This is a genomic window from Kluyvera sp. (assembly GCF_047971185.1).
GTDB lineage: Bacteria > Pseudomonadota > Gammaproteobacteria > Enterobacterales > Enterobacteriaceae > Kluyvera.
In genome coordinates, this window is the sequence record NZ_JBKDZH010000042.1 from 63014 (window position 1) to 88324 (window position 25311).

The window sequence follows — 25311 nt, forward strand, 5'->3', positions numbered from 1 at the left end:
GAGAAAACCATGAGCGGTATTATTTATTTTGTGATGGTGTTGCTGTTACTTACCGTCGTTATTTTATTTTTTATGTATGGCCAAAATAACGAAACGGCTGAAACTAATAATGAAACCGTTCCCCCTCCGGCGCCTGCTCCGCTGAACAAAGATCAGGGCGAAAACCATTTTGCCGGGCTGATGAGCCGGGTCACTCCGTCGTGGTACTGGCGTATTAATCACGAGTATATCGATTTTGTCCAATCAACGATTAAGCGTCTGTCGATAGACCAGCTAAAAGCAACGCCGGGTCTGTTTGAAGCGCAGGAGCGCTGCCGCAACCTCAACGGCGCGGTCTATGAATATTACGATGAAATTAAGCGCCGCTGCCTGAAAGGCGAGCGGGTGGCCGACGTCGATCCGGTGGTACTCAGCCTGCAAAAGTGCTACGAAGAGTTTGCCCTGGAAGCCTATCCCGAGCTGGTGGCGTTGGTCTGGCCGGACGTCCAGCGGCCGTTTGTTCGTACCCACGATGTGTGATCTGAAGTGTTGATGTGATGTTGCATGATTACGATATACTAGGGCGAATCTGACTCAAAAACAGGACACTATGGAACGCTTTCTGGAAAATGCGATGTACGCATCGCGCTGGATCCTGGCCCCGGTTTATTTTGGCCTCTCGCTGGCGCTGCTGGCTTTAACCCTGAAGTTCTTTCAGGAGATCCTGCATGTGCTGCCCAATATCTTCAGCATGGCGGAAGCGGATCTGATCCTCACCCTGCTGTCGCTGGTTGATATGACCCCGGTCGGCGGCCTGCTGGTGATGGTGATGTTCTCCGGCTATGAAAACTTCGTTTCCCAGCTCGATATCAGCGCCCATAAAGAGAAGCTGAACTGGCTGGGCAAAATGGACGCCACCTCGCTGAAAAACAAAGTGGCGGCGTCGATTGTGGCCATCTCCTCCATTCACCTGCTGCGGGTGTTTATGGACGCCAAAAACGTGCCGGATAACAAGCTGATGTGGTACGTGATTATTCACCTGACCTTCGTGCTGTCGGCGTTTGTGATGGGTTACCTCGATAGCCTGACGCGCGCCAAAAAAGCCTGATACAAGCCTTCCGGGGAAGGCGCTAACCCGACCCCGGGATTGCCTTATTTATCCGACGATGCCTGCCACAGGTTTAGCTGACCATCCGCCACGTGCTGATCAATCTGCGCCAGCTCCTCGGCGGAGAAACGCAGATTCGCCAGCGCCTTCACGTTCTCTTCAATCTGCTCCGGGCGGCTGGCACCAATCAGCACCGACGTCACGCGGCTATCTTTTAACAGCCAGCTTAACGCCATTTGCGCCATTGACTGCCCGCGCTGTTTCGCCATCTCGTTGAGCAAACGCAGGCTGCTGAGGTTGCTTTCGCTAAGCATATTTTCCGTCAGCCCGCGCGCTTTTTTGCCTTCCGCCTGCATCCGCGAACCGTCCGGAATGCCGTTGAGGTACTTACCGGTCAGCAGCCCCTGCGCCAGCGGCGTAAAGGCGATACAGCCGACGCCATTCTGTTCAAGGGTATCGAGCAAGCCGCTCTTGTCGACCCAGCGGTTCAGCAGGTTATAGGAAGGCTGATGAATCAGCAGCGGGATTTTCCAGTCGCGCAGCAGGTCTACCATCGCCTGGGTACGTTCAGAAGAGTAGGACGAAATACCGATGTACAGCGCCTTACCGCTTTGTACCGCCTGGGCCAGCGCGCTGGCGGTTTCTTCCATCGGCGTTCGCTCATCCACCCGGTGGGAATAGAAAATATCCACGTAATCCAGCCCCATCCGCTGCAGGCTCTGGTCGAGGCTGGCCAGCAGATATTTGCGCGAACCGCCGGAACCGTATGGCCCGGGCCACATGTCGTAGCCCGCTTTTGTCGAGATAATCAGCTCATCGCGATAAGCGGCAAAATCGTCGCGCAGCAGATGGCCAAAGTTCTCCTCGGCGCTGCCCGGCGGCGGGCCATAGTTATTGGCCAGGTCGAAGTGGGTAATCCCGCAGTCAAAGGCTTTGCGCAGCAGCGCGCGCTGGTCATCAAGCGCGTGAATATGACCAAAACTGTGCCATAGGCCGAGGGACAGCGCAGGAAGCTGTAAACCGCTGCGGCCACAGTAGCGATACTGCATCTGCTCATAACGGGCTGGATTTGCTTGCCAGGCCATAACATCTCCTTCTCTTATTTTTGAAACGCTGTTTCCAGAATACGTGCTTTGCGGGCGCGTGCCCGTTGGCGCGATCACACTGCCGGGAATTGGCTGGCGGCATGCGCTTCAGGGTCGTATTCAAATAGCGCTAGCCAGCGCTCAAATAATCGCTATATAATTTTATATATAACGATTAGGGGGAGACAGATGGATAACCATTTTGGCAAAGGGTTGATGGCGGGGCTGAAGGCGCCTTATGCCGACAGCGCGCAAAAAGTCATTGGCTTTTGCACCGACTATAAACGCGGCTTTGTGCTGGGCTTTTCGCACCGGATGTTTGAAAGGACGGGCGACCGTCAGCTTAGCGCCTGGGAAGCAGGGATCCTGACCCGCCGCTACGGGCTGGATAAAGAGATGGTGATGGACTTCTTTAAGGAACACGACTCCAGCACCACCGTGCGCTATTTCATGGCTGGATATCGGCTGGAAGGGCAATAAAACCGGGCGCTGAGCGCCCGGTGGTTTAACGTCTACTGTTGACGCTTATCTTCGGTGTTGGTGTCAAAATCGCTGGCGGCGTGACGTTCGTGCAGCTGTTCATTCAACGGGCCGTTGGTGCGGTTGACGATACGGCCGCGCTTCACGCCCGGACGGCTGGCGATATCCTGCGCCCAGCGCATCACGTTTTTGTAGCTTTCCGCATCGAGGAATTCCGCCGCGCCGTACACATTGCCCAGTACCACGTTGCCGTACCACGGCCAGATGGCGATATCGGCGATGGTGTACTCTTCTCCCGCCACGTAGCGCCCGCGCGCCAGCTGCTTATCCAGCACGTCGAGCTGGCGCTTGGCTTCCATGGTAAAGCGGTTGATTGCGTACTCAATTTTCACCGGCGCATAGTTGTAGAAGTGGCCAAAACCGCCGCCCAGGAACGGGGCCGAACCCTGCAGCCAGAACAGCCAGTTGAGGGTTTCGGTGCGCCCGGCCGGGTCTTTCGGCAGGAAGTGGCCGAATTTTTCCGCCAGGTACAGCAGAATATTGCCGGACTCAAACACGCGGGTTGGCGGCGTGGTGGAGTGGTCGCTCAGCGCTGGAATTTTCGAGTTGGGGTTCACTTCCACAAAGCCGCTGGAGAACTGATCCCCTTCGCCAATGCGAATAAGCCACGCGTCGTACTCCGCTTCGGTGACGCCCAGCGCCAGCAGCTCTTCCAGCATGATGGTGACTTTCTGGCCGTTCGGCGTGCCCAGGGAGTAGAGCTGCAGCGGATGATGGCCGACCGGCAGCGCCTGTTCATGGGTTGCCCCGGAGATCGGGCGGTTAATGTTGGCGAATGCGCCGCCGCTGTTCTGCGTCCACTCCCAGACTTTGGGTGGCTGATAGGTGTTCTCTGACATAATCGCTCGCCTTCTCTTATGTTGATGATGTGTTGGGATAATGAAGTTTAGCAGCCTCAGGCAAAAATCCGCGCCGCCCAGACGCTGACGTCGTCGCCGCTGCTGAGATCGGGCTGTACCAGGCCGTTAACCATAAAGGTTGGGGAGATGTGAATCCCGTTCTGACGCGCGTAACGTGCGTGCCATTTAATCTCTTTTTGCAGCTCCGGCTGGGCGAACGCCTCGGCCAGCGCCACGCCGCTGTAGCGCTCAAGACGCGTGATAATCTCCTGCGGAGTTGCGTTCATATTCGGGCCGCTGCAATGGTCGGTAAACTCAAACTCTTCGCGATGATCCGCCACCGCCTTCATCACCTTATGCGCGGCGGCCTTGCCGTCCGGCAGGGTCGAGGCGGCAAGAATGCAGCGAACAATCACGCCGGAAAACAGATGCCACGGCTGGGACTGCAAACGAATTTTGACGCTGACGTTCTCCTCGCCCGCTAACGCCAGCAGCGCGTCCAGCTTGTTGAAGGTCTTGACGGAAAACGGGCAGGTAGGTTCCAGGAATACGTCGAACGTGCGTGCGCCGTGGCCCCATACCAGCGGTTGTGCCTGTAAACTCATGTGGACTCCTGATGTCATCAATGTGCATTTTGCGGATGAATATTTTCTCTCCCGGTGGGTCATCCTCGCATACACGGGTGTATGATTAATCCACTTTTGTTGGATTAATTTCAACGTGCGGGCGAGAAAATCGCACGCGATGTTTGAGGAAGGTTCATGAGCAAGGGAAGTACCAATAGTGACGCCCCATTTGGCACGTTGTTGGGGTATGCGCCGGGTGGCGTAGCGATTTACTCTTCAAATTACAGCAGCTTAAAACCGGGCGATATGCATGACGACGCGTCGTTCCGCAGCTATATCGACAACGAATACATGGGCCACAAGTGGCAGTGCGTCGAGTTCGCCCGCCGCTTCCTGTTTATCAACTACGGATTTGTCTTCACCGATGTGGGCATGGCCTACGAGATTTTCTCCCTGCGCTATCTGCGCCAGGTGGTGAATGACGCCATTCTCCCGCTTCAGGCTTTTGCCAACGGCTCCCGCCGCGCGCCGCTCGTCGGCTCCTTGCTTATCTGGCAGAAGGGCGGCGAGTTTAACGAAACCGGCCACGTGGCGGTCATTACCCAGCTGCTGGGCAACAAGGTGCGCATTGCCGAGCAGAACGTGCTGCACTCGCCGCTGCCCGCCGGGCAGCAGTGGACCCGCGAGCTAACGCTGGAGGTCCAGGACGGGCGCTACACGCTGCACGATACCTTCGACGACACCACCATTCTCGGCTGGATGATCCAGACCGACGATGCGCGCTACAGTCTGCCGCAGCCGGCGATTGCCGGAGAGGCGCTGAAGCTTGGCGGGGCGCGGCTGGAGAATCACGGCCAGTTCGACGGTAAATGGCTCGACGAGCAAGATTCCCTTCAGCAGGCGTATGTCGCCGCCAACGGCCATGTCATTAACGGCGACCCGTATCAGTACTTCACCATCACCGAGAGCGCCGAGCAGGAGCTGATTAAAGCCACCAACGAGATGCACCTGATGTATCTCCACGCCACCGACAAAGTGATGCGTGATGACAACCTGCTGGCGCTGTTTGATATTCCTAAAATCCTCTGGCCGCGTCTGCGCCTTTCGTGGCAGCGTCGTCGCCACGATATGATCACCGGGCGCATGGATTTCTGTATGGATGAGCGCGGCCTGAAGGTCTACGAGTACAACGCTGACTCCGCTTCCTGCCACACCGAAGGCGGCCTGATTCTCGAACAGTGGCTGAAAACCGGCTATCGCGGCAACGGCCACAACCCGGCGGAAGACCTGCTGGGCGAGCTGGTGGGCGCGTGGAAACACAGCCAGGCAAGGCCGTTCGTGCACATCATGCAGGACAACGATCTGGAAGAAAATTACCACGCCCAGTTTATGCAGCGCGCCCTTGAGCAGGCGGGCTTCGAGAGCAAAATTCTCTACGGCCTCGACGAGCTACGCTGGGATGCTGCCGGTCAGCTGATTGATGGCGACGGTCGTCTGGTGAACTGCGTGTGGAAAACCTGGGCGTGGGAAACGGCGATTGAGCAGGTGCGCGAGGTGGACGAAGACGAATACGCCGCCGTGCCGATTCGTACCGGTCACCCGGATAACGAAGTGCGCCTGATTGACGTGCTGCTGCGCCCGGAAGTGATGGTCTTCGAGCCGCTGTGGACGGTGATTCCCGGCAACAAAGCCATTCTCCCGGTGCTGTGGTCGCTGTTCCCGAACCATCCGTATCTGCTGGATACCGACTTTGAGGTGAGCGAGCATCTGGCCAAAACCGGCTATGCCATCAAGCCGATTTCCGGGCGTTGCGGCAGCAATATCGATCTGGTCAGCGGCCACGATCAGCTACTGGATCAAACCAGCGGTAAATTTAATGACCGGAAAAATATTTACCAGCAGCTTTGGTGCTTGCCAAACGTGGCAGGAAAATATATTCAGGTATGTACCTTTACCGTCGGAGGTAACTACGGCGGCACCTGCCTGCGCGGCGATGAATCTCTGGTGATTAAAAAAGAGAGCGACATCGAACCGCTGGTGGTAATAAAAGATAACGAATAAAGGTGAGTAGCCCGGACGAGGCGTTAAAAACGCCGACTCCGGGGATGTTCCCGGCGTCGCGTTGCTCGGCCGGGCTACGGTAAAAGAAAGCCTGCAACAAACACAACAAGACAGAAAAGGAAAAGAATATGCACGATCGGCGACTGGCCGTGCGCGCGGGTGAACTCAAACCCTCCGCCGTCCGCGAACTCCTAAAACACAGTAAACTGCCCGGCGTGATTTCTCTTGGTGGCGGCATTCCGGCACCGGAGCTTTTTGATACCGAAGGGCTGGAGCTGGCGGTGCAGAAGGTGATGAGCGAACGGTTTAACGATGCGTTCCAGTACGGGCTGACCGAAGGCTATCCGCCGCTGCGTCAGGCCGTGAGCGAACTGTGTCAGGCGCGCGGCGTGGCCTGTCAGGCAAGCCATGTCTATATCACTTCAGGCTCGCAGCAGTCGCTGGATATTGTGGCCCGCACGCTGCTCGATCCGGGCGATACTATCGTCGTCGAACGCCCTACCTACCTGGCGGCGCTGCAGGTGTTCCAGCTGGCGCAGGCCAACATCCTGAGCGTGGATACCGACGATAACGGCATGCTGGTGGAACAGCTCGCCGAGCTACTGGCCACCACGCGCGTCAAGGCCGTTTATCTGGTGCCCACCTTCGGTAACCCCGGCGGGAAAACGCTGAGCGACGATCGCCGCCGCCGTCTGGTTGAGCTGGCGAAGCAGCATGACGTGGTGATTATTGAAGACGATCCGTACGGCGAGATCAGCTTTACCGACGAGGTGCAGCGCCCGCTGTACCAGCATGCGGTGGAGCTGGGCTGTGAAGATCAGGTGGTTTATACCTCGACGTTCTCCAAAATTCTGGCGCCGGGGATGCGTATTGGCTGGATCGTCATGCCGGACTGGCTGGCGCAGCAGACGGTGATCGTCAAGCAGGCCGCCGATCTGCACACCAACATGCTGTCGCAGGTGATCACCGCCGAGTACCTGAGCCTGGGCCGTCTGGATAAGCAGATCGCGCTGATCCGCGAAGACTATCGGAAGAAGTGCGATGCGCTGGCCGACGCGCTGGAAAGCCGTCTCGGCGAGCATCTGGAGTTCAGCCGTCCGAAGGGCGGGATGTTCCTGTGGGCGCGCTTCCGCTATCCATTCGATACCATGAAGTGGCTGGAAAAAACGCTGGAAAATGGCGTGGTGTACGTGCCGGGTGAAGCGTTCTACAACGACAATCCGGATACCCGCACGCTGCGTTTATCCTACTCTACGGTGTCGCTGGAAGGGCTGCAAACCGCCGTCGAACGTCTGGCGAAATCGCTGTAATTCTCACCGTTCCGCGCCGCTCCCTGGCGCGGAACGTCATCCACGGATTTATTCCGTTTCCGCAATTCTGTCGTCAAGCCAGATCAGCATCAGCGATGCTAAAAAGGCGACGGTGATAGTGCCAATAAATAACCACATCAGAAATACCTCAGCTTATTGTTGTTATTATTCTGCTGTTCACTACCGCTTTCGCATTATTCATAGCTGACATCGCAGGGCTCGATAAAAAAGAAAGATGAAAAATAAGAGGTTGTTCGTATCAGATCAACCCCAATTTTCGTGTGGCGTCCGCGTTTTTCCCTGCGCGAGGGGGGGAATCGCTATGCTCCCAGAGGGAGCTGCAGACTAACCCGTACAGCGTATAGCCGCCGTACCTCGTGAAGAGGAAATCTTTAGTCCAGAGAAATTGCTACCGTAGTCGCCATTGAAATCGGGTACAGAAAAAGCGGTAAAAATGAGCAAGGGCGTTCCGGGTATAAGCGGCTATCAAGGGCCTGCGGGTGGATGGGGTGCGGTAAAAGCGGTTGGTGCATCGGTGTTTTCGCAAAAGGCCGTCGCGCGCGACGTGATCGCGATGTTTCGCATGAACCAGGTGAAAGGTTTTGACTGCCCGGGCTGCGCGTGGCCTGACCCCGCTCATCGTTCGCCGATGGAGCTGTGCGAAAACGGCGTGAAAGCCGTCTCCTGGGAAACCACCAGCAAGAAAGCCTCTCCGGAATTCTTCCGTCAGCATACGGTGGCCGAGCTGTGGCACTACAGCGACTATCAGCTGGAGAACGCGGGTCGCCTGACCCATCCGATGAAATACGATGCCGCCACTGACCGCTGGCAGGCCGTCGAATGGCAGGTGGCGTTTGCCGAAATCGGCGAGCGCCTGCGCAGCTACGACTCCCCGGAACGCGTGGAGTTTTATACCTCCGGGCGTACCTCCAACGAAGCCGCGTTCCTCTACCAGCTGTTTGCCCGCGAATACGGCAGCAACAATTTCCCGGATTGCTCCAACATGTGCCATGGGCCAACCAGCGCCGGGCTGACCAGCGCTATCGGTCTGGGTAAGGGCACCGTCGAACTGGATGATTTCGAGCATTGCGACCTGGTGATTTGCATTGGTCATAACCCGGGCACTAACCACCCGCGCATGTTGACCACCCTGCGTGAAGTGGCGCAGCGCGGCGCGCGCATTATCTCCATCAATCCGTTGGCAGAGCGCGGCCTTGAACGTTTTAGCTTCCCGCAAAGCCCGACGGATATGCTGAAAGGCCATGCCACGACTCTCAGTAACGACTACTACCAGGTCAAAATCGGCGGTGACGCCTCGCTGCTGAAAGGGGTAATGAAGGCGCTGATTGAAATGGATGAAGCCAGAATTTTGCTTGGCCAGGAGCCGTGCCTCGACCGCGCGTTCCTGGCTGGGCATACCCACGGTTATCAGGCGCTGTATGACGATCTACACCGTTGCCGCTGGGCGGATCTGGAGCAGGACTCCGGCCTGACCCGCAGCCAGATGGAAGACCTGGCCTACCGTTACGACCGCTCAAAGGCCACCATCATCTGCTACGGCCTGGGGATCACCCAGCATAAAAACGGCACCGAAAACGTACAGCAGCTGGTGAACCTGCTGCTGTTGAAGGGCAACATCGGTAAACCGGGCGCCGGTATCTGCCCGCTGCGCGGTCATTCGAACGTGCAGGGCGACCGTTCGGTCGGCATTAACGAGGCGGCGCCGGAAGCGTTTCTGGCGCGTCTGGAAGAACATTTCGGTATTCGCGTCTCCCGCAAACACGGGCGTTCCAGTGTGGAGAGCATTCGCGCTATTGAGCGCGGCGAAGCGCAGGCGCTGATCTGCATGGGCGGCAATCTGGCGGTGGCGATGCCCCAGCCGCAGCGCACCTTTGCGGCGATGAAAAAGCTGGATCTACAGGTTCACGTGGCGACCAAACTGAATCGCTCGCACCTGCTGATGGCGAAGCACAACTACCTGTTCCCGGCGCTGGGCCGTACCGAGCGCGATCTCCAGGCCACCGGCGTTCAGTCGGTGACCGTTGAAGATGCCATGTCGATGGTGCACGCCTCCTGCGGAGCGCTGAAACCGGCGTCGCGCTGGCTCAAGTCAGAGCCGGCCATCGTTGCCGGGCTGGCGCGCGCGACGCTGCCGAATTCGCCGGTGAACTGGGAAGCGATGAGCGGCAACTATGCGCTGATTCGCGAGGCTATCGCCAGCGTGATTCCGGCGTTCGCCGACTATAACGCGCGCATCGCGGCGCCGGGCGGCTTCCGGATGGATACGCCAGCCTCGCGTCGCGAATGGCATACGGACACCGGCAAAGCGAACTTTGTCGTCAGTCATCAGCGGGCGGTAGCGCGTCAGCAGCAGCCGGGCGATGCGCTGGTGCTGGCGACGCTGCGCAGCCACGACCAGTACAACACCACCATTTACGGGATGAACGATCGCTATCGCGGTATCACCGGCCGTCGCGACGTGGCGTTTTTAAGCCAGGCCGAAGCCGAGGCGCGGGGGCTGGTCGAAGGCGACGTCATTAACATTCAGGCGCTGGACGATAGCGGCGAGCCGAGCGCCGATCGCGCGATGTACGGCCTGACCGTTGTGGTATACAGCATGGCGACCGGTTCGATCGGCGCTTATCTGCCGGAGGCGAACGTGCTGCTGTCGCTCGACGCGGTGGATACTCAGAGCCTGACGCCAGCCTACAAGAGCGTGCCGGTGATCATCCGCAAGGCGGAGTGACGGCGAATAAAACAGAGGCTGGTGCCGAAGGGCACCAGCCTGCGCTTAGCGTGACAGCTCAGCCTGAGCTTCCGCCAGTTCTTCTTTCGCTTCAGCCACTTTCTGCTGGCGTTCTTTCAGTAAAGAAGCGTCGGTACAGTTGGCCTCAACCTCTTCCAGCGCCGTGGTCAGCCCGTTAACCCGATGCTGATTATTGTGCGCGCGGGCCTGATCGATCTGGCGGCTGATTTCTTGCTTTTTCGCCGCGCAGCCGGTTAATTCGGCTGCCGCGGCGCTGTGGCTGGCGATGAAAAGAGCAGGAACAATAACCAGCGAACGAATAATGGTGTTTTTCATTAATAACATTGAGTGAATATCCCAGAACAAATGAAATGTAACTTAAGTTAAATCCTAATGTACTATCTGTTAATAAACACCAAAAGACAATGTTATTGCTGTGGATATTTAGCGGTATGATATCTATGGATAAAAAATAGGATTTTTCTTCGTCATGACGACGCGCCTTTCTGCTGACGTTTGTCGATGGTACGCAGCGCGGTAGACATGCTGTCCGGCGAGACCAGGCTATTGATGCGGAAGAACAGAATATCAAACGCGATCATCTGCAGGATTTGCGGCGTTACCATGCCAAGCTTCTCGTGCGCCTCGGTATAGCTGTAGGGAATCACGTGGTCGGCAAGCTGGCTGACCTTATTTTTGCCGTAGCGGGTGATGGCTATTGTCTGCGCCCCGCGTTCACGGGCCAGGCTCAGCGCCTCCACCACCTCTGCGGTTTCACCGCGCGCCGAGACCGCCAGCAGCACGTCGCCGGGCTGTAGCAGCGACGCCTGCACAATTTGCGTATGATAATCGTAGTTAAACTGTACGTTCAGCCCGCAGCGAATCAGCTTGTGGTTGATATCCAGCGCAATCAGCGCCGACGTGCCGATGCCGACGAGGACGATTTTACGGCTGTCGATCAGCAGCGTGGCGCAGGTGTCGACGGTGGCCGGGTCGAGCAGATCCAGCGACTGGTCGATTTTACTGGCGAACAGCACGCGGGCTTTTTCGACCATCTGCTGGGTGGAGTCGCTCGCTTCAATCCCTTCATAGATTTCCTGGCGCACGCTCTCTTTTTGCGGTCGGCCGGCTGCGGCGAGCCACAGCTTCAGCTCCGGAAATCCGCTGCAGCCGAGCGCTTTGGCATAGCGAATAACGGAAGAATCGCTGATGCCCAGCTCCTGCCCCATGCGCGTGGCGCTGAGGTCGGAAATATCAAAATTGCGCGCAATCAGAAACGTCGAGATACGACGGTCGCCGCCGTTTTTGGCATGCGCCAGCGCCTGAATTTTGCTGATGATGGATTCCATTACGTACCTTATTTCTCGTCATCGGGAAGGGCGCCTGGCGCCCTGTACCTGATTATGACTATTCCTGCGGGTCGGTAAAGCCCAGGATCATGGCGGCGATAAACCCGACGACCCAAGCGCTGACCACCGCCAGCAGGAACGGCAGGATCTGCCCGGCGCCCACTAACGGCAGCAGCGACAGCCCGGCGGTGCCAAACGGGATAATAATCCCCACCTTACAGGCGGCAATGACCGCGCCGCCCGCCGCGCCGCCGATACAGCCGGCGATAAACGGTTTACCCAGCGGTAAGGAAACGCCGAACAGCAGCGGTTCGCCAACGCCGATAATGCCCACCGGCAGCGCGCCGGAAATGGTTTTCTTCAGGCGCGGATTTTTGGTTTTCAGATAGACGTAGGCCGCTGCGCCAACCTGGCCCATACCACCCATCGCGAGGATAGGGAACAGATAGTTGAGACCAAACGTATCGAGGATCTGCGCATGAATAGGAATCAGCCCCTGATGTAAACCGGTCAGCAGCAGGAACAGGAACCCGCCGCCGAGCAGGGCGCCCACCACCACCGAGCCCGCCGAGTTATTCAGCAGGGAAAGCGCCACCAGGTCGCCCAGCCATTGGTTTATGGCGTGCGCCAGCGGTTGCAGAATCAACAGTGCCGCCAGCGAAGAGACCAGAATGGTGACCATCGGCGTTAAAATCAGATCCAGGCTCTCTTTGCAGTAGCGACGGAACCACAGCTCAAATTTGGCGGCAAAGACGCACACCAGCAGCACGGCGAAAATCCCGCCGCCGCCCGGCGTTAATGCGCTGCCAAACAGCTTGATGTTGGCGAGATCCGGCGCGGTCAGCACCGCCGCCATCACCGCGCCGATTGCCGGAGAAGCCTGTAGCTCTTTGGCGGTATTCATGCCGATCATCACCGCCAGCACCGTAAACACCGCCTTGCCAATCACCGTCAGCAGGGTAAACAGATCCTGATGGCTGGCGACAAATTCAGGGCCAATCAGGCGGCAGACGTTCACCAGCCCGAGGATCAACCCGCAGCCGATCAGCGCCGGGATGGTGGGGACAAAAATGGCCGCCAGAATATTCAGGCAGCGGCGGATAGAGAAAGGCTTACGCTCCCCGTCGTCTGCGGGCGCAGGGGCGACGCCCGAGCGGCTCATGCGTTTGGTCAGGATGCCCGTCACCTTCGACGCGGTGCCCGCGCCGACGATAATCTGGAACTGCTCTCCGGCGTCGACGGTGCCTTTGACGCCGTCGGTTTTGCGCAGCGCTTCGGTGTTAAACTGGCTGCGATCGCGCAGCACTACGCGCACGCGGGTCATACAGTGGGTCAGGGTGGCAACGTTGCCAAAGCCGCCAATGTGTTGCTCGATGGCGTCGGCGATAAGCTCCAGGTGTTCTATTTTATTGGCCATGACAGGCTCCTGAAAGTAGCTGATCTTTTAGGGCGACAAAGGGTTGGGCGGCTAATGCCAGCGCCGCATCAGGGGCGAGGTTCAGCAGATTGCTCAGCACCGCTGCGCGCACGTTGTAGTTCACCTGCTGGAGCAGCGCCTGCGCCGTGGCGTTATCCACTTCACAGATCTGCACCACCATATGCTCGGCGCGGCGCAGCAGCTTTTTGTTGGAGGCTTTCACGTCGATCATCAGGTTGCCGTGCACGCGCCCCAGTTGGATCATGGTGGCGGTGCTGATCATGCCCAGCAGCATCTTCTGCGCGGATCCGCTTTTCATGCGGGTTGAACCGGCCAGCGCTTCGGCGCCGACGTCCGGAGCCACCGCCACGTCCGCCTTGTCTGAAATCAGACCAGGGCCGCGGGTGGTGAGCGCAATGGTCTTTGCCCCCAAGCGGCGCGCAAAGTCGAGCGCCGACATCACGAACGGCGTACGGCCGCTGGCGGCGATACCCAGCACCACGTCCCGTTCGTTCAGTCCGCGCACGCGCAGTTCGGCAACGGCGGCTTCGCCGTCATCTTCCACGTTTTCCACGGCGCGCAGCATGGCGTCCAGCCCGCCGGCAATGACCGACTGCACCAGATGCGGATCGGTGCCGAAGGTGGGCGGGCACTCGGCGGAGTCTAGCACCCCAAGGCGCCCGCTGGTGCCCGCGCCGACGTAAAACAGTCTGCCGCCGCTTTTCATCTGCTTCACGATCAGGCAAACCGCCTGTTCCACCTGCGGGAGGACGGCCCGGATCGCCTGCGGGACGCGGGCGTCGTGTTCGTTGAGCAACGCCAGCATCTCTGCCAGCGGCAAGTCCGCCAGGTGGCAGGTATCGACATTCTGTTCTTGCGAGATGGTGAAAGCGAGCGGGTTCATGCATTACCTCTGTTGTGTTTCGACATTTTTAATATAAATAAATGTCGAATATCGACAACAAGCAAAAAGCGGAACTGTGATACAGCGCGAAGAACGGTGGTTACATGGTAATGAGATTTATTATCAAAAACGCTTTACAGTCCAACCTTAAAGATGTATTTTGAATGCATGTTTATAGCCGGAGGTTAATATGAGCCATCACAGAATCCCTAAAAACTGGACGATCAAACGTTCAACCCCATTTTTCACTAAAGACAATGTCCCGGCTGCGCTGCTGAGCCACCACAATACCGCCGCCGGTATTTTCGGCCAGCTGTGCGTTATGGAAGGGACGGTGACTTACTACGGCTTCGCTGATGAACAGGCCACGGAGCCGGAAGTGAAGGTGGTAATTAACGCTGGCAGCTTCGCGACCAGCCCGCCGCAGTACTGGCACCATATTGAAATGACCGATGACGCGCAGTTCAACATCAACTTCTGGGCCGAACCGTCATTCTCCGGCGACGAAGTTTATAGCGCCAAAAAATCCTGATTCTGCTGCTCCTCCACCGAACGGTGGGGGAGCCCCATCCCGACAGTGTGAATACATAATGTTCAAATTCTTCAGACACTCTTCGACGCAGGTCGATTACGGTGAGCAGGAGTTCTGCGGCGACCTGGCTTTGTTGCACGTTGCCGAGTACCAGGAATACCTTTTGTGTGAGGCTCCGTCATGCCCAGCCCTGAGTCTGGAAAAACACGTTGATTCCATGCCTTCCCACTAATTTGCAGAGATTTTAGCCATGAAGATTGTCGCGATTGAGGCGAATATCGCCGCCGGAAAAACGACGCTGCTGGAGCCGCTCGCCCAGGCGCTATCGCAGAAGACGGGCGCTCGCTGGCAGGTGATTAAAGAGCCGGTAGATGAAGATCCGGTCTTTCTGGAGCTGCTGCAGGTCTTCGTGGAAAACCCCAGCGATGCGGACGCCCGGGTCGCTTTCCAGTTGTATATTACCCGCAGCCGACAGGCGCTGTTAAAGGATATCCCGGACGGTAACTACATTGTTGAGCGCTCGCTGTTTAGCGATATTGTTTTCTGTCACGTCAATTTCCTGATGACCGAACAGCCGTCGGCTCGCTATATGTCCTATTTCTATCAAATTAAGCACTACCTGAAGAGCTATCCGCAGATCGATCTGGTGGTCTATATCGATCGGGACGTTGAGTCCTGCTTTAACGCGTGTCTGGCGCGCGGTCGTTCCGGGGAGAGCCAGTATACGCTGGACTACTTTGCGGATCTGAAAGCGTTTCACGACGCCTGCCTGCCGCAGATTACTCGGCAGTATGGTTCGAAGCTGCTGACCCATTGCGTCGCATCCGGGTTTGCTTGCCCGGATGAGCTGGCAAACGCGGTGGTGGAAAGTCTGAGATAGCGTGCTTATCTACATGGCGCAGCGTTCTTGAATGAACGCTGCGCCGTCATTTTTCTCCTCTTTATTCTCCCCCCTTCAAAACCAATCAAACGTCAGATTGACGTCTATACTCACTACCGAACGGCGTATTCGCGTCTTTATTTCCCTTCACGTGCTGGATTTATGGCTGGTGATTGATGCGAGATCAATAAAATGATTTTTGTTTAAACTCTGTGAATTGATTTAGGTCAATTTATGTGTTTGTGAAATTTAAGTTAAATTGCGCTTCGGGATATGCTATTTACATAAAATTACAATTAACCTGCGATGCATATTAATACGAACAACTTCTTATTAATTGAAAAATCCTAAAAATAGATTATCTATTTCATTGATCTGCTTGTTTTTATTTATTAATTGATCGAACAAGGCGATCTATACGCCATAAATCAATTGCCGATATCTATCAATAATAATCAATTGATCGTTTTTGACGATGTATATTTGCTGTGTATATAATTAAATCGTAGTTTAGGGTACAGGTTCTGGAAACAGGAATTATGGATATCAAATAAAATAAATCGGATTTGGATGTTGGGGTAATATATGAGGAAATGTATTATCTCGGATAACAGTTTTTTCCTTTTGGCATTGCAAGATGATGAAGTTATTCGGAGAGGGAACGTTTCTGCGATCCACTCCACACAATTAAAGTCGAAATGTTACTTACACACGTCGGTCAGCGATATCTTTGTGATTTATATTTCTGATATTGCTGAACGACATCGCATACTTGGCTTAATTGCAGCACCATGCTCTCCTTGCCGAATTGTACTGTTATACAAGATGGATGGTTCTCCCGGATGTGCCTTCGAGGGGCCTTTCCCCTGGCTCATCTCTGAAAAGATAGGCTTTTCTGAACTTTACTTATGCCTGTATAGGGCGGGTAAGTCTATTTTTGATCGGCGAGATTTCTCTGAACAAGAGTTGATTGTCTTTCGCTATCTTTGCGAAGGGTACTCCGTGTCACAAATTAATAAGCTGGCAGGGTTCAGCGAAAAACATATTTATTATTTGCGGCAGAAGACCAAACGAATGTTTGGGCTACGTGGCAATAATGCTGCAACGATGTCGTTTTATCTGGATATCTCCAGACTGAATCGGCGCTGGTGAAGTTATTTCTGATATCCAGATAACGATGCGGTTATTGGGATGTGGCTGTCTTCACATAAATAATCGATGTGCGTCAGGTGGAACCTCTGGGCCCTGCCTTCAGCGCTGTTTTTAACAACCTGAGAATAATATTCTCAATGAATCAGGAGTAGGTTTTATGGGAATTAATAAAGTTGCGCTGGTAATTATGTCTGCGCTTTCCTTCACTTCAGCGGTCGCGCTGGCGGATACCACCACCGTTAACGGCGGCACCGTGCATTTTAAAGGTGACGTGGTTAACGCGGCCTGTGCCGTCGATGCGGGCTCCACCGACCAGACGGTACCGATGGGCCAGGTGCGCTCGGCCAAGCTGGCGACGGCGGGCAGCACCAGCTCGGCGGTCGGCTTTAACATCCAGCTGAACGATTGCGATACCAGCGTGTCGACCAAAGCCTCGGTAGCGTTCTCCGGCACGGCGATTGATGCCACCAACACAACCGTGCTGGCGCTGCAAGGGTCTGCGTCGGGCGGCGCAACGAACGTGGGTATCCAGATCCTCGATAACAAAGGCAAACCGCTGGCGCTGGATGGCGCGACCTTCAGCTCCGCCACCACGCTGAACGATGGTACTAACGTGATTCCATTCCAGGCGCGTTACTACGCCACCGGTGCGGCAACGGCTGGTTCCGCGAACGCCGACGCGACCTTTAAAGTGCAGTACGAGTAATTCATCAGGCAGGGACGCGACGAGGGCCAGGAGGGCCCGTTATCACGAAGGAACGGAGACTCATTATGCGCTGGATATCAGGCTGGCTACTGGTTTTGCTGCTGCCCATCGCCGTTCAGGCCGGAAACCGCTGGAACGTGACGTTACCCGGCGGGAATTTGCGTTTCCAGGGCGTTGTTATCGCTGAAGCCTGTAGCGTGGCGGCGGAAGATCGCCTGATGACGGTGAAAATGGGCCAGGTTGCCAGTCACCGTTTCCATGCGGTGGGGGAAGAGTCCAATCCCATCGCTTTTGATATTCATCTTGAAGATTGCAGTACGGCAGTCAGCCAGCAGGTTGGCGTGTCGTTTCAGGGCGTCGCTGACGGTAAAGATCCCAACGTTCTCTCCGTCGGGGAAGGGGCGGGAATGGCTACCGGTATCGGCATTGCGCTGTTTGATGACCAGGGCAGCCTGATTCCGCTCAACCAGCCGCCCGTTCGCTGGGCGCGACTTCACGAGGGGCCGACTACGCTGCATTTTGCGGCCAAATATCGCTCGACCTCTCGGCAGGTGACCGGCGGCACGGCCAATGCGCAGGCCTGGTTCGCATTGACCTACCAGTAATTAACCGAACGCAGGAAATGACGGTGAGTACAACAAGGGTAACTATGAAAACAACGGTGATGATGATGCGCGGCGCGCTGGCGGGGCTGCTGCTGATCGCGGCGGCCGGGGTCAGTCATCGTGCAGAAGCGGGCGTGGCGCTGGGGGCGACGCGAGTCATTTATCCGGCGGGGCAAAAGCAGGTACCGCTGGCGGTGACCAACACCGACGACAGTAGCACCTATCTGATTCAGTCATGGGTGGAAAATGCCGATGGCGTGAAAGACGGGCGCTTTGTGGTGACGCCGCCGCTGTTCGCGATGCAGGGCAAAAAAGAGAACACCCTGCGCATTGTTGATGCATCCAATAACCAGCTGCCGCAGGACCGGGAAAGCCTGTTCTGGATGAACGTGAAGGCGATTCCGGCGATGGATAAATCGAAGCTCAACGACAACACTCTGCAGCTGGCGATTATCAGCCGTATAAAGCTCTACTACCGCCCGGCAAAGCTGACCATGCCGCCGGAACAGGCGGTAGAAAAACTGACGTTTCGCCGCAGTGCGGGCATCCTGACGCTGAACAACCCCACGCCGTACTACCTGACGGTCACCGAGCTGAACGTCGGCAGTCGGGGGCTGGAAAACGCGCTGGTGCCGCCGATGGGCGAAGCGCGGGTGAAGATACCGGACAGCGCGAGCGGCGACATTACCTTCAGGACCATCAACGACTATGGCGCGCTGACGCCGCGCATGATCGGCGCAATGCGTTAAGCAACGGGGCTCCCCGTATCCCTTAAACACAATAAGAAACGCTAGCCGGGTGATGTTAAACCGGAGGGACTATGTCATATCGAAAATTTGACCTCGTCTATTTACAGGTCCGGCATCTGCGGCAGCTTCCCGTTGCCATTTTGCTCGCCTCACCCACTTTTTTCGCCCAGGCGGAGCTTTACTTTAACCCACGCTTCCTGGCCGATGACCCGGCCGCCGTTGCGGATCTCTCCGGTTTTGAGCAGGGGCAGGAGCTGCCGCCGGGAACCTATCGCGTCGATATCTACCTGAACGATGGGTACATGACGACCCGCGATGTGGTCTTCAACGCGCCCGAAGATGGTGATGGGCTGATGCCGTGCCTGACGCGCGGGCAGCTTGCCGGCATGGGGTTGAATGTCGCCGCCGTCAGCGGGCTGAATGTGCTCGCGGCAGACGCCTGCGTACCGTTAATCACGATGATTCAGGATGCGACCGCCCGTCTGGATGTGGGACAGCAGCGCCTTTATTTGACCATTCCGCAGGCTTTTATGGGAAACCAGGCGCGCGGCTATATACCGCCGGACATGTGGGATAGCGGTATTACGGCCGGGCTCCTCAACTATAACTTTACCGGAAATAGCGTTCAGAACGACATCGGCGGGAGCAGCCAGTATGCCTATTTAAACCTGCAAAGCGGGCTGAACGTTGGCGCGTGGCGGCTGCGTGATAACAGCACCTGGAGCTACAGCAGCGGCTCGGAAAGTGAAAACAAATGGCAGCACGTCAATACCTGGCTGGAGCGTGATATCACGCCGCTGCGCGCTCGTCTGACGCTCGGCGACAGCTACACCAACGGCGACATCTTTGACGGCATTAACTTTCGCGGCGCGCAGCTGGCTTCCGATGACAACATGCTGCCGGACAGCCAGAAAGGTTTTGCGCCGGTGATTCGCGGCATTGCCCGCGGCACGGCGCAGGTCTCTATCAAGCAAAACGGCTATGAGATATACCACAGCACGGTGCCGCCAGGCCCTTTCACCATTGACGATCTTTATGCTGCGGGTAACGGCGGCGACCTGCAGGTGGTGATCAAAGAGGCGGACGGCAGCAGCCAGAGTTTTAGCGTGCCGTATTCTTCCGTGCCGGTGCTGCAGCGTGAAGGCCATACTCGCTACGCGCTGACGGCCGGGAAATACCGTAGCGGCAACGATCTACAGGATGACCCGACGTTCTTTCAGAGCACCCTGCTGCACGGGCTACCGGCGGGCTGGACGCTGTACGGCGGCACTCAGCTGGCGGATCGCTATCGCGCCTTTAACCTTGGATTGGGGAAAAACATGGGCGCGCTGGGGGCGCTGTCGGTGGACGTCACCCAGGCCAACGCCACGCTGCCCGATGACAGCCGACAGCAGGGCCAGTCGGTGAGGTTTCTTTATAACAAATCGCTCAATGAGTTAGGCACCAATATTCAGCTGGTGGGCTATCGCTACTCCACGCGAGGCTACTTTAGCTTTGCCGATACCACCTATCAACGCATGAGCGGACACAGCGTGGTGACTGAAGATGGCCCGGTCTACGTGAAGCCGAAATTCACCGACTACTACAACCTTGCCTACAGCAAGCGGGGCAAGGTGCAGGTGAGTATTACTCAGCAACTGGGGCGTACCGCCACGCTGTATCTGAGCGGCAGCCAGCAAACCTACTGGGGGACCGGCAACGTCGACGAGCAGTTCCAGGCCGGGCTGAATACTGCCGTCGACGACATTAACTGGACGCTGAGCTACAGCCTGACTAAAAACGCCTGGCAAGAGGGGCGTGACCAGATGCTGGCGGTGAACGTCAATATACCCTTCAGCCACTGGCTGCGGTCCGACAGCCAGTCCGCCTGGCGACACGCCAGCGCCAGCTACAGCATGTCCGACGATCTCAATGGCCGGATGAGCAACCTGGCGGGGCTGTACGGCACGCTGCTGGAAGATAACAACCTGAGCTACAACGTGCAGACCGGCTATGCCAGCGGCGGCGAAGGCAGTAGCGGAAGCACGGGCTACGCCGCGCTCAACTATCGCGGCGGCTATGGCAACGCCAACGTGGGCTACAGCCATAGCGACGGCATTAAACAGCTCTACTACGGCATGAGCGGCGGGGTGCTGGCCCATGCCAACGGCGTCACCCTCAGCCAGCCTCTGAATGACACGGTGGTGCTGGTCAGCGCCCCGGGAGCAAAAGGGACAAAAGTTGAAAACCAGACCGGCGTCCGCACCGACTGGCGCGGCTACGCCGTGTTGCCGTATGCCACCGAGTACCGGGAAAACCGCGTTGCGCTGGATACCAACTCGCTGGCGGATAACGTCGACCTGGACGATGCGGTGGTCAGCGTGGTGCCGACGCACGGCGCAATTGTGCGCGCGGAATTCAAAGCGCACGTCGGGATGAAGCTGCTGATGACGCTAATGCACAACGGTAAACCGGTGCCGTTTGGCGCGATGGTGACCTCGGACGGCAACCAGAATGGCAGCATCGTGGCCGACAACGGCCTCGTTTACCTCAGCGGTATGCCGCTAGCCGGTAAGGTGCAGGTGACGTGGGGGCAAGGCGCGAACGCGCGCTGCGAGGCGGACTATCAGTTACCTAACGAGAGCCAGCGACAGCCGCTGATTCAGCTGTCGGCGACGTGCCGCTAAGGACATGATGATGACCAAATCTTTTTACCTGCTTAGCGCGCTCCTTTCGCTGACCGCCGCCGACGCCCTGGCCGCAGATAGCACGATCACCATCAGCGGCTATGTCCGGGATAACGGCTGCGCGGTGGCGGGCGAGTCGAAGGACTTTATCGTCGATCTACTGGATAACGCCGCGAAGCAGTTCAACGCCGTGGGCGCGACCACGCCGGCGATACCGTTTCGTATTGTGCTTTCACCCTGCGGCGGGTCGGTCAGCGCCGTAAAGGTGGGCTTTACCGGCGTGGCGAATAACGACAACACCAGCCTGTTAAAGCTGGATGGCGGCACCGCCGCCGCGGCGGGTATGGGGGTGCAGATCCTCGATGGGCAGCAGGCAACGTTGCCGATCAATGCCTCATCCTCGGCGATTCCGTGGACGACGCTGACGCCCGGTCAGAGCAACACGCTGAATTTTTATGCGCGATTGATGGCCACGCAGGTGCCGGTTACGCCGGGCCACGTTAGCGCCACGGCGACGTTCACCCTTGAATTCCAGTAAGCGGAGGCGCTGATGAAACGGACCTATTACGGTGGATTGCTGGCGCTGGTGCTGGTCGCCTTCTCTTCGGCGACCTGGGCCGCCGATGTGACGATTACCGTCAACGGCAAAGTGGTGGCGAAGCCGTGCACGGTGTCGACGACGAATGCCGACGTTGAGCTGGGCGATCTCTACACGTTCAGCCTGCTCGCCGCCGGTTCGACCTCGGCCTGGCATAGCGTCGCGCTGGATCTGAGCAACTGCCCGATTGGCACATCGCGGGTCACCGCCAGCTTCAGCGGCACGGCGGACGCCACCGGCTATTACCAGAATCAGGGGACCGCCAGAAATATTCAGCTGGAGCTACAGGATAACGGAGGCAAGACGCTGAATACCGGCGCGACCACGACGGTTACGGTGGATGAGTCCTCGCAGTCCGCGCGTTTTCCGCTGCAGGTGAGGGCGCTGTCGGTTAACGGCGGCGCGACTCAGGGAACCATTCAGGCGGTGATTAACGTCACCTATACCTACGCCTGACCAGGAGAAGAGAATCATGAAGAGAGCGATAACCCTGTTGACGATGCTGCTGATAAGCGTCTGGTCGTTTAACGCCTGGTCATTTGCCTGCCGGACCGCCAGCGGGACGACGGTGCCCATTGGCGGCGGCAGCGCGAACGTGTATGTGGATCTGGCGCCTGCGGTGAACGTGGGGCAGAACCTGGTGGTCGATCTCTCGACGCAGATTTTCTGTCATAACGATTACCCGGAAACGATCACCGACTACGTGACGCTGCAGCGTGGTTCCGCCTACGGCGGCGTGCTGTCGAGCTTCTCCGGCACCGTCAAATACAACGGCACCAGCTATCCGTTCCCTACCACCACCGAAACGGCGCGGATCACCTACAACTCAAAAACCGAGAAGCCCTGGCCCACGGTGCTCTACCTGACGCCGATCAGTTCCGCCGGGGGCGTGGCGATTAGCGCCGGAACGCTGATCGCGGTACTGATTCTGCGCCAGACCAACAGTAAAGACAGCGATGATTTCCAGTTTGTCTGGAATATCTACGCCAACAACAACGTGGTGATCCCAACCGGGGGTTGCGACGTTTCGGCGCGAGACGTGACGGTGACGCTGCCGGATTACCCCGGCTCTACGGCCATTCCGTTGACGGTTTACTGCGCGCAGAGCCAGAAGCTTGGCTACTACCTGTCGGGAACGACCGAGGACTCGGCGAACTCCATTTTTACCAACACCGCCTCGGCTTCACCTGCGAGGGGAATTGGCGTTCAGTTGACCCGCAACGGTAGCGTCGTACCCACCAACAGCACGGTGTCGCTCGGTACGGTAAACACCTCAGCGGTAAGCCTCGGGTTAACGGCAAACTACGCGCGCACCAGCGGCCAGGTCACGGCGGGAAACGTGCAGTCGATTATTGGGGTGACGTTTGTTTATCAGTGAGTGAGTGCGGCTCTGCATCAGGCGCTGGCTGATTAACGACATTAACCGCCGTCAGTCCGACTTAAGTCTATACTTCATATCGAAATTATAAATGACTGAAATAACGTTACTTATATTATGACGTAGCGGCTGACGGCGTACCGGAACGGGTGCTACTCTGCGATCCATTCCCACGGTCAGGACGCCGAGCAAACGCCCATGAGTAAACCCATCAAGCGGCTGGAAATCATCAAAAATGCCATTGAACTGGAAGATGATGAGATCATTGCCAGTCAGATTTCGCACCTGAAAGGCGACATTGACGATCCTGCGATTGACGCCATCATTCAGGCGCTGGAGACCCGGCGCTATGGCGAGGCGATGAACGCCATCGTCAGCTGGCTGCAAAGCCAGCGGTCGATCACCCACTGGCAGGATCCACGCATTGCGGCCAGCAAGCTGGAGCTAAAAACGCTGGAAACGCAGCTGCGAGCGCTGATTGATGCCAGAAACGCAAGGCTGGCCCAGCTTGATGAGTTTAACGATCTTTATATGCAGCATCTCGGGCCGCTGATGGCCGAGGTGCTGAGGTTGCGTAAGATCCTGGCAGAAGCCACGCTGCGCAAGCGAGCGGCAATGTGCCACGGTGAAGATACCCGCGAACGCCAGGCGCGTGACGAGGCGCGTGAGCAGTATGAAACCTGGCGCGATCAGCAGCAAAAAGCGCAAAAGCGTCGCGAACATCATGAAAATATGGCGCAGGAAGATCGGCATGAACTCAAACGGTTGTGGCGTCAGGCGAGCAAACTGTGTCACCCGGATCTGGTCGACGATGCGCTAAAGGCGGAAGCTAACGAGATGATGGCTCAGCTCAACCAGGCCCGACAGCGCGGCGATTTGCCTACTATCCGTAACCTGCTTGCGCGGCTGATGCGCGAGCATGAGCCCATGACGGCGAGCGAAAGGCTGAACGATCTCACGCTACTGCTGCGTAAAATCAGCGATACTCAGCGGCAAATTACCAGCCTGCAGACCGAAATGCTCGCTCTGGAGAAGGAGAAATCCTGGCTGCTGGTATCAACGCTTGCCGACCCGCAGGCCTATTTCCGCCAGCAGGAGAAAGCGCTGTCGAACACGATCGCCTCTCTGCGCAAGCGCATCTTTGAGTCAGGGCTGGATGAGGTGGCTTAGCCGCCGACATCTACCGGAACCCCAAAAAGCAAAAACCCAGCCATAGGCTGGGTTCTTTAAATAGTGGTGCCCGGACTCGGAATCGAACCAAGGACACGGGGATTTTCAATCCCCTGCTCTACCGACTGAGCTATCCGGGCAACGGGGCGCATTAAACCGTAATCGCCTCGACTCGTCAACGAAATTTATAAAATTTGCGGCGAGTTGCACAATCTATCACCACTTTGCGGTTTTTGCACGCCGCGTCAGGCAAAAAATGCCGTCCAGGCGGCGGAAATCGGCATCGCCAGCAGCAGCGCGGGCAGCATATTGACCACCGCAAACATCTTAATACCGCAGATGCGCAGGCCGGTGGCCAGCAGCAGCAGGCCGCCAACGGCGGTGAAGTCGGCCATCATCGCCGGGGTGGTCAGCGGCAGGATAATAAACGCGCAGAACGCCAGCGTCAGCTGGATAACCAGCATCGGCACGCTGATGATGCAGACCGCAAAGCCCAGCGAGCAGGCAAAAATCATTGCGGTAAAGAAGTCGAGAAACGACTTGGCGATCAGAATGGTCGGGTCACCGGTCATGCCTTCGTGCATCGAGCCAAAAATCCCGGTACCGCTGGCGCAGAACAGCACGATGATCGCCACGTAGCTCTGTATAAAGGTTTCATGTTCGCGACTTTTACCCGGCTTAATCAGCCGCTTTTGCACCCGGGAGACGCCGTTGTTGATCCCTTTTTCCAGGTGGCAAAATTCGCCGATCAGCGCGCCGACCAGCGTGGCCAGCACCATCACCGGCATGTTGGCGCACTTGATGACCAGCAGTAGCCCGATGCCCAGCGAAGCGAGGCCGAAAATAGAGGTCATTGAAACGCGGATGCGCTCCGGCAGACGCTGGCTCAGCAGGGCGCCGATCAAACCGCCGACCAGCACCGCACCGGCATTGATAAATGGGCCAATTACCACATTAACTCCTGTTATTTA

General features: G+C 57.1%; 25 protein-coding genes and 1 tRNA gene. 17 read left to right on the plus strand and 9 right to left on the minus strand.

Annotated elements, in window-relative coordinates; all coding sequences use genetic code 11:
* The first annotated feature begins 9 nt into the window (after positions 1-9).
* Together ACK5JN_RS11755 and ACK5JN_RS11760 are read left to right on the plus strand one after the other, a co-directional pair.
* Positions 10-519 carry an ESA_00282 family adhesion-associated protein gene (locus ACK5JN_RS11755; protein WP_416870339.1) on the plus strand — a complete coding sequence of 170 codons (510 nt, stop codon included), beginning with the start codon at positions 10-12 and terminating at the stop codon, positions 517-519.
* Positions 520-589: 70 nt separating this feature from the next.
* On the plus strand, positions 590-1087 hold the full coding sequence (locus ACK5JN_RS11760; RefSeq protein WP_416870340.1) for a TIGR00645 family protein: 498 nt from the start codon (positions 590-592) through the stop codon (positions 1085-1087).
* Positions 1088-1131: 44 nt separating this feature from the next.
* On the opposite strand, the gene ACK5JN_RS11765 is transcribed toward ACK5JN_RS11760, so the two are convergent.
* The gene (locus ACK5JN_RS11765; RefSeq protein ID WP_416870341.1) at positions 1132-2172 is read right to left on the minus strand and encodes an aldo/keto reductase; all 1041 of its coding nucleotides are present in this window, start codon (positions 2170-2172) and stop codon (positions 1132-1134) included.
* A 189-nt stretch (positions 2173-2361) separates the two neighbouring features.
* Between ACK5JN_RS11765 and ACK5JN_RS11770 the strand changes: the two genes are divergently transcribed.
* Positions 2362-2652 carry a DUF2623 family protein gene (locus tag ACK5JN_RS11770; protein ID WP_416870342.1) on the plus strand — a complete coding sequence of 97 codons (291 nt, stop codon included), beginning with the start codon at positions 2362-2364 and terminating at the stop codon, positions 2650-2652.
* 32 nt (positions 2653-2684) lie between these two features.
* On the opposite strand, the gene yghU is transcribed toward ACK5JN_RS11770, so the two are convergent.
* Together yghU and ACK5JN_RS11780 are read right to left on the minus strand one after the other, a co-directional pair.
* Positions 2685-3551, minus strand: coding sequence for a glutathione-dependent disulfide-bond oxidoreductase (yghU, locus tag ACK5JN_RS11775; protein WP_416870343.1), 867 nt, complete (start codon positions 3549-3551; stop codon positions 2685-2687).
* Between the two features lie 56 nt (positions 3552-3607).
* A complete protein-coding gene (locus tag ACK5JN_RS11780) occupies positions 3608-4156 on the minus strand; it encodes a DsbA family protein (protein WP_416870344.1) in 549 nt (182 codons plus the stop codon).
* A 156-nt stretch (positions 4157-4312) separates the two neighbouring features.
* Between ACK5JN_RS11780 and gss the strand changes: the two genes are divergently transcribed.
* The 3 genes from gss to ACK5JN_RS11795 all read left to right on the plus strand — a co-directional run bounded on the left by gss (position 4313) and on the right by ACK5JN_RS11795 (position 10234).
* Entirely contained in the window at positions 4313-6178 is a 1866-nt protein-coding gene (gene gss / locus ACK5JN_RS11785) for a bifunctional glutathionylspermidine amidase/synthase (RefSeq protein WP_416870345.1), read from the plus strand.
* A 128-nt stretch (positions 6179-6306) separates the two neighbouring features.
* On the plus strand, positions 6307-7488 hold the full coding sequence (locus ACK5JN_RS11790) for a PLP-dependent aminotransferase family protein (protein ID WP_416870346.1): 1182 nt from the start codon (positions 6307-6309) through the stop codon (positions 7486-7488).
* Between the two features lie 454 nt (positions 7489-7942).
* Positions 7943-10234 (plus strand): FdhF/YdeP family oxidoreductase, encoded by a 2292-nt coding sequence (locus ACK5JN_RS11795; RefSeq protein WP_416870347.1) that lies wholly within the window; start codon positions 7943-7945, stop codon positions 10232-10234.
* 45 nt (positions 10235-10279) lie between these two features.
* Here ACK5JN_RS11795 and ACK5JN_RS11800 read toward each other — a convergent pair whose 3' ends face one another.
* The 4 genes from ACK5JN_RS11800 to murQ all read right to left on the minus strand — a co-directional run bounded on the left by ACK5JN_RS11800 (position 10280) and on the right by murQ (position 13904).
* Complete coding sequence (locus tag ACK5JN_RS11800) at positions 10280-10570, minus strand: DUF1090 domain-containing protein (RefSeq protein WP_416870348.1); 291 nt, start codon at positions 10568-10570, stop codon at positions 10280-10282.
* A 152-nt stretch (positions 10571-10722) separates the two neighbouring features.
* Complete coding sequence (locus tag ACK5JN_RS11805) at positions 10723-11583, minus strand: MurR/RpiR family transcriptional regulator (protein WP_416870349.1); 861 nt, start codon at positions 11581-11583, stop codon at positions 10723-10725.
* Positions 11584-11641: 58 nt separating this feature from the next.
* Positions 11642-13000 (minus strand): PTS transporter subunit EIIC, encoded by a 1359-nt coding sequence (locus ACK5JN_RS11810; protein WP_416870350.1) that lies wholly within the window; start codon positions 12998-13000, stop codon positions 11642-11644.
* Positions 12990-13904 (minus strand): N-acetylmuramic acid 6-phosphate etherase, encoded by a 915-nt coding sequence (gene murQ / locus ACK5JN_RS11815; RefSeq protein WP_416870351.1) that lies wholly within the window; start codon positions 13902-13904, stop codon positions 12990-12992. Before murQ ends, ACK5JN_RS11810 begins: the two co-directional genes overlap by 11 nt.
* Before the next feature lie 190 nt (positions 13905-14094).
* Here murQ and ACK5JN_RS11820 point away from each other — a divergent pair, with 190 nt between their 5' ends.
* From ACK5JN_RS11820 to ACK5JN_RS11870, 11 genes are all read left to right on the plus strand, one after another.
* The gene (locus ACK5JN_RS11820) at positions 14095-14436 is read left to right on the plus strand and encodes a DUF1971 domain-containing protein (protein WP_416870352.1); all 342 of its coding nucleotides are present in this window, start codon (positions 14095-14097) and stop codon (positions 14434-14436) included.
* Positions 14437-14686: 250 nt separating this feature from the next.
* Positions 14687-15316: a deoxynucleoside kinase gene (locus ACK5JN_RS11825; protein WP_416870353.1), complete on the plus strand. Its 630-nt coding sequence runs from the start codon at positions 14687-14689 to the stop codon at positions 15314-15316.
* Positions 15317-16048: 732 nt separating this feature from the next.
* Positions 16049-16468, plus strand: coding sequence for a hypothetical protein (locus ACK5JN_RS11830; RefSeq protein WP_416870354.1), 420 nt, complete (start codon positions 16049-16051; stop codon positions 16466-16468).
* 157 nt (positions 16469-16625) lie between these two features.
* Positions 16626-17174, plus strand: coding sequence for a type 1 fimbrial major subunit FimA (fimA, locus tag ACK5JN_RS11835; protein WP_416870355.1), 549 nt, complete (start codon positions 16626-16628; stop codon positions 17172-17174).
* A 65-nt stretch (positions 17175-17239) separates the two neighbouring features.
* On the plus strand, positions 17240-17779 hold the full coding sequence (locus ACK5JN_RS11840) for a fimbrial protein (RefSeq protein WP_416870356.1): 540 nt from the start codon (positions 17240-17242) through the stop codon (positions 17777-17779).
* 44 nt (positions 17780-17823) lie between these two features.
* A complete protein-coding gene (locus ACK5JN_RS11845) occupies positions 17824-18528 on the plus strand; it encodes a fimbria/pilus periplasmic chaperone (RefSeq protein WP_416870357.1) in 705 nt (234 codons plus the stop codon).
* Positions 18529-18599: 71 nt separating this feature from the next.
* Positions 18600-21194 carry a fimbrial biogenesis usher protein gene (locus tag ACK5JN_RS11850; protein WP_416870358.1) on the plus strand — a complete coding sequence of 865 codons (2595 nt, stop codon included), beginning with the start codon at positions 18600-18602 and terminating at the stop codon, positions 21192-21194.
* Positions 21195-21201: 7 nt separating this feature from the next.
* The gene (locus ACK5JN_RS11855; protein WP_416870415.1) at positions 21202-21732 is read left to right on the plus strand and encodes a fimbrial protein; all 531 of its coding nucleotides are present in this window, start codon (positions 21202-21204) and stop codon (positions 21730-21732) included.
* A gap of 12 nt (positions 21733-21744) precedes the next feature.
* On the plus strand, positions 21745-22248 hold the full coding sequence (locus tag ACK5JN_RS11860) for a fimbrial protein (RefSeq protein ID WP_416870359.1): 504 nt from the start codon (positions 21745-21747) through the stop codon (positions 22246-22248).
* Positions 22249-22264: 16 nt separating this feature from the next.
* Positions 22265-23170, plus strand: coding sequence for a fimbrial protein (locus ACK5JN_RS11865; RefSeq protein ID WP_416870360.1), 906 nt, complete (start codon positions 22265-22267; stop codon positions 23168-23170).
* 198 nt (positions 23171-23368) lie between these two features.
* On the plus strand, positions 23369-24340 hold the full coding sequence (locus tag ACK5JN_RS11870; RefSeq protein WP_416870361.1) for a DNA repair protein: 972 nt from the start codon (positions 23369-23371) through the stop codon (positions 24338-24340).
* 64 nt (positions 24341-24404) lie between these two features.
* Here the strand turns inward: ACK5JN_RS11870 and ACK5JN_RS11875 are convergent.
* Together ACK5JN_RS11875 and ACK5JN_RS11880 are read right to left on the minus strand one after the other, a co-directional pair.
* Positions 24405-24480, minus strand: a tRNA-Phe gene (locus ACK5JN_RS11875).
* A gap of 105 nt (positions 24481-24585) precedes the next feature.
* Positions 24586-25293 (minus strand): DUF554 domain-containing protein, encoded by a 708-nt coding sequence (locus ACK5JN_RS11880; RefSeq protein WP_416870362.1) that lies wholly within the window; start codon positions 25291-25293, stop codon positions 24586-24588.
* Positions 25294-25311: the final 18 nt, after the last annotated feature.

Bases quoted from the DNA above. Each gene is read 5' to 3' on its own strand.
- ACK5JN_RS11850 (WP_416870358.1), top strand. From the start codon at position 18,600: ATGTCATATCGAAAATTTGACCTCGTCTATTTACAGGTCCGGCATCTG.
- fimA (WP_416870355.1), top strand. From the start codon at position 16,626: ATGGGAATTAATAAAGTTGCGCTGGTAATTATGTCTGCGCTTTCCTTC.
- ACK5JN_RS11810 (WP_416870350.1), bottom strand. From the start codon at position 13,000: ATGGCCAATAAAATAGAACACCTGGAGCTTATCGCCGACGCCATCGAG.
- ACK5JN_RS11770 (WP_416870342.1), top strand. From the start codon at position 2,362: ATGGATAACCATTTTGGCAAAGGGTTGATGGCGGGGCTGAAGGCGCCT.
- ACK5JN_RS11765 (WP_416870341.1), bottom strand. From the start codon at position 2,172: ATGGCCTGGCAAGCAAATCCAGCCCGTTATGAGCAGATGCAGTATCGC.
- ACK5JN_RS11865 (WP_416870360.1), top strand. From the start codon at position 22,265: ATGAAGAGAGCGATAACCCTGTTGACGATGCTGCTGATAAGCGTCTGG.
- ACK5JN_RS11855 (WP_416870415.1), top strand. From the start codon at position 21,202: ATGATGACCAAATCTTTTTACCTGCTTAGCGCGCTCCTTTCGCTGACC.
- murQ (WP_416870351.1), bottom strand. From the start codon at position 13,904: ATGAACCCGCTCGCTTTCACCATCTCGCAAGAACAGAATGTCGATACC.
- ACK5JN_RS11790 (WP_416870346.1), top strand. From the start codon at position 6,307: ATGCACGATCGGCGACTGGCCGTGCGCGCGGGTGAACTCAAACCCTCC.
- ACK5JN_RS11805 (WP_416870349.1), bottom strand. From the start codon at position 11,583: ATGGAATCCATCATCAGCAAAATTCAGGCGCTGGCGCATGCCAAAAAC.
- ACK5JN_RS11760 (WP_416870340.1), top strand. From the start codon at position 590: ATGGAACGCTTTCTGGAAAATGCGATGTACGCATCGCGCTGGATCCTG.
- ACK5JN_RS11820 (WP_416870352.1), top strand. From the start codon at position 14,095: ATGAGCCATCACAGAATCCCTAAAAACTGGACGATCAAACGTTCAACC.
- ACK5JN_RS11860 (WP_416870359.1), top strand. From the start codon at position 21,745: ATGAAACGGACCTATTACGGTGGATTGCTGGCGCTGGTGCTGGTCGCC.
- ACK5JN_RS11795 (WP_416870347.1), top strand. From the start codon at position 7,943: ATGAGCAAGGGCGTTCCGGGTATAAGCGGCTATCAAGGGCCTGCGGGT.
- gss (WP_416870345.1), top strand. From the start codon at position 4,313: ATGAGCAAGGGAAGTACCAATAGTGACGCCCCATTTGGCACGTTGTTG.
- ACK5JN_RS11870 (WP_416870361.1), top strand. From the start codon at position 23,369: ATGAGTAAACCCATCAAGCGGCTGGAAATCATCAAAAATGCCATTGAA.
- ACK5JN_RS11780 (WP_416870344.1), bottom strand. From the start codon at position 4,156: ATGAGTTTACAGGCACAACCGCTGGTATGGGGCCACGGCGCACGCACG.
- ACK5JN_RS11840 (WP_416870356.1), top strand. From the start codon at position 17,240: ATGCGCTGGATATCAGGCTGGCTACTGGTTTTGCTGCTGCCCATCGCC.
- ACK5JN_RS11800 (WP_416870348.1), bottom strand. From the start codon at position 10,570: ATGAAAAACACCATTATTCGTTCGCTGGTTATTGTTCCTGCTCTTTTC.
- ACK5JN_RS11755 (WP_416870339.1), top strand. From the start codon at position 10: ATGAGCGGTATTATTTATTTTGTGATGGTGTTGCTGTTACTTACCGTC.
- ACK5JN_RS11845 (WP_416870357.1), top strand. From the start codon at position 17,824: ATGAAAACAACGGTGATGATGATGCGCGGCGCGCTGGCGGGGCTGCTG.
- ACK5JN_RS11825 (WP_416870353.1), top strand. From the start codon at position 14,687: ATGAAGATTGTCGCGATTGAGGCGAATATCGCCGCCGGAAAAACGACG.
- yghU (WP_416870343.1), bottom strand. From the start codon at position 3,551: ATGTCAGAGAACACCTATCAGCCACCCAAAGTCTGGGAGTGGACGCAG.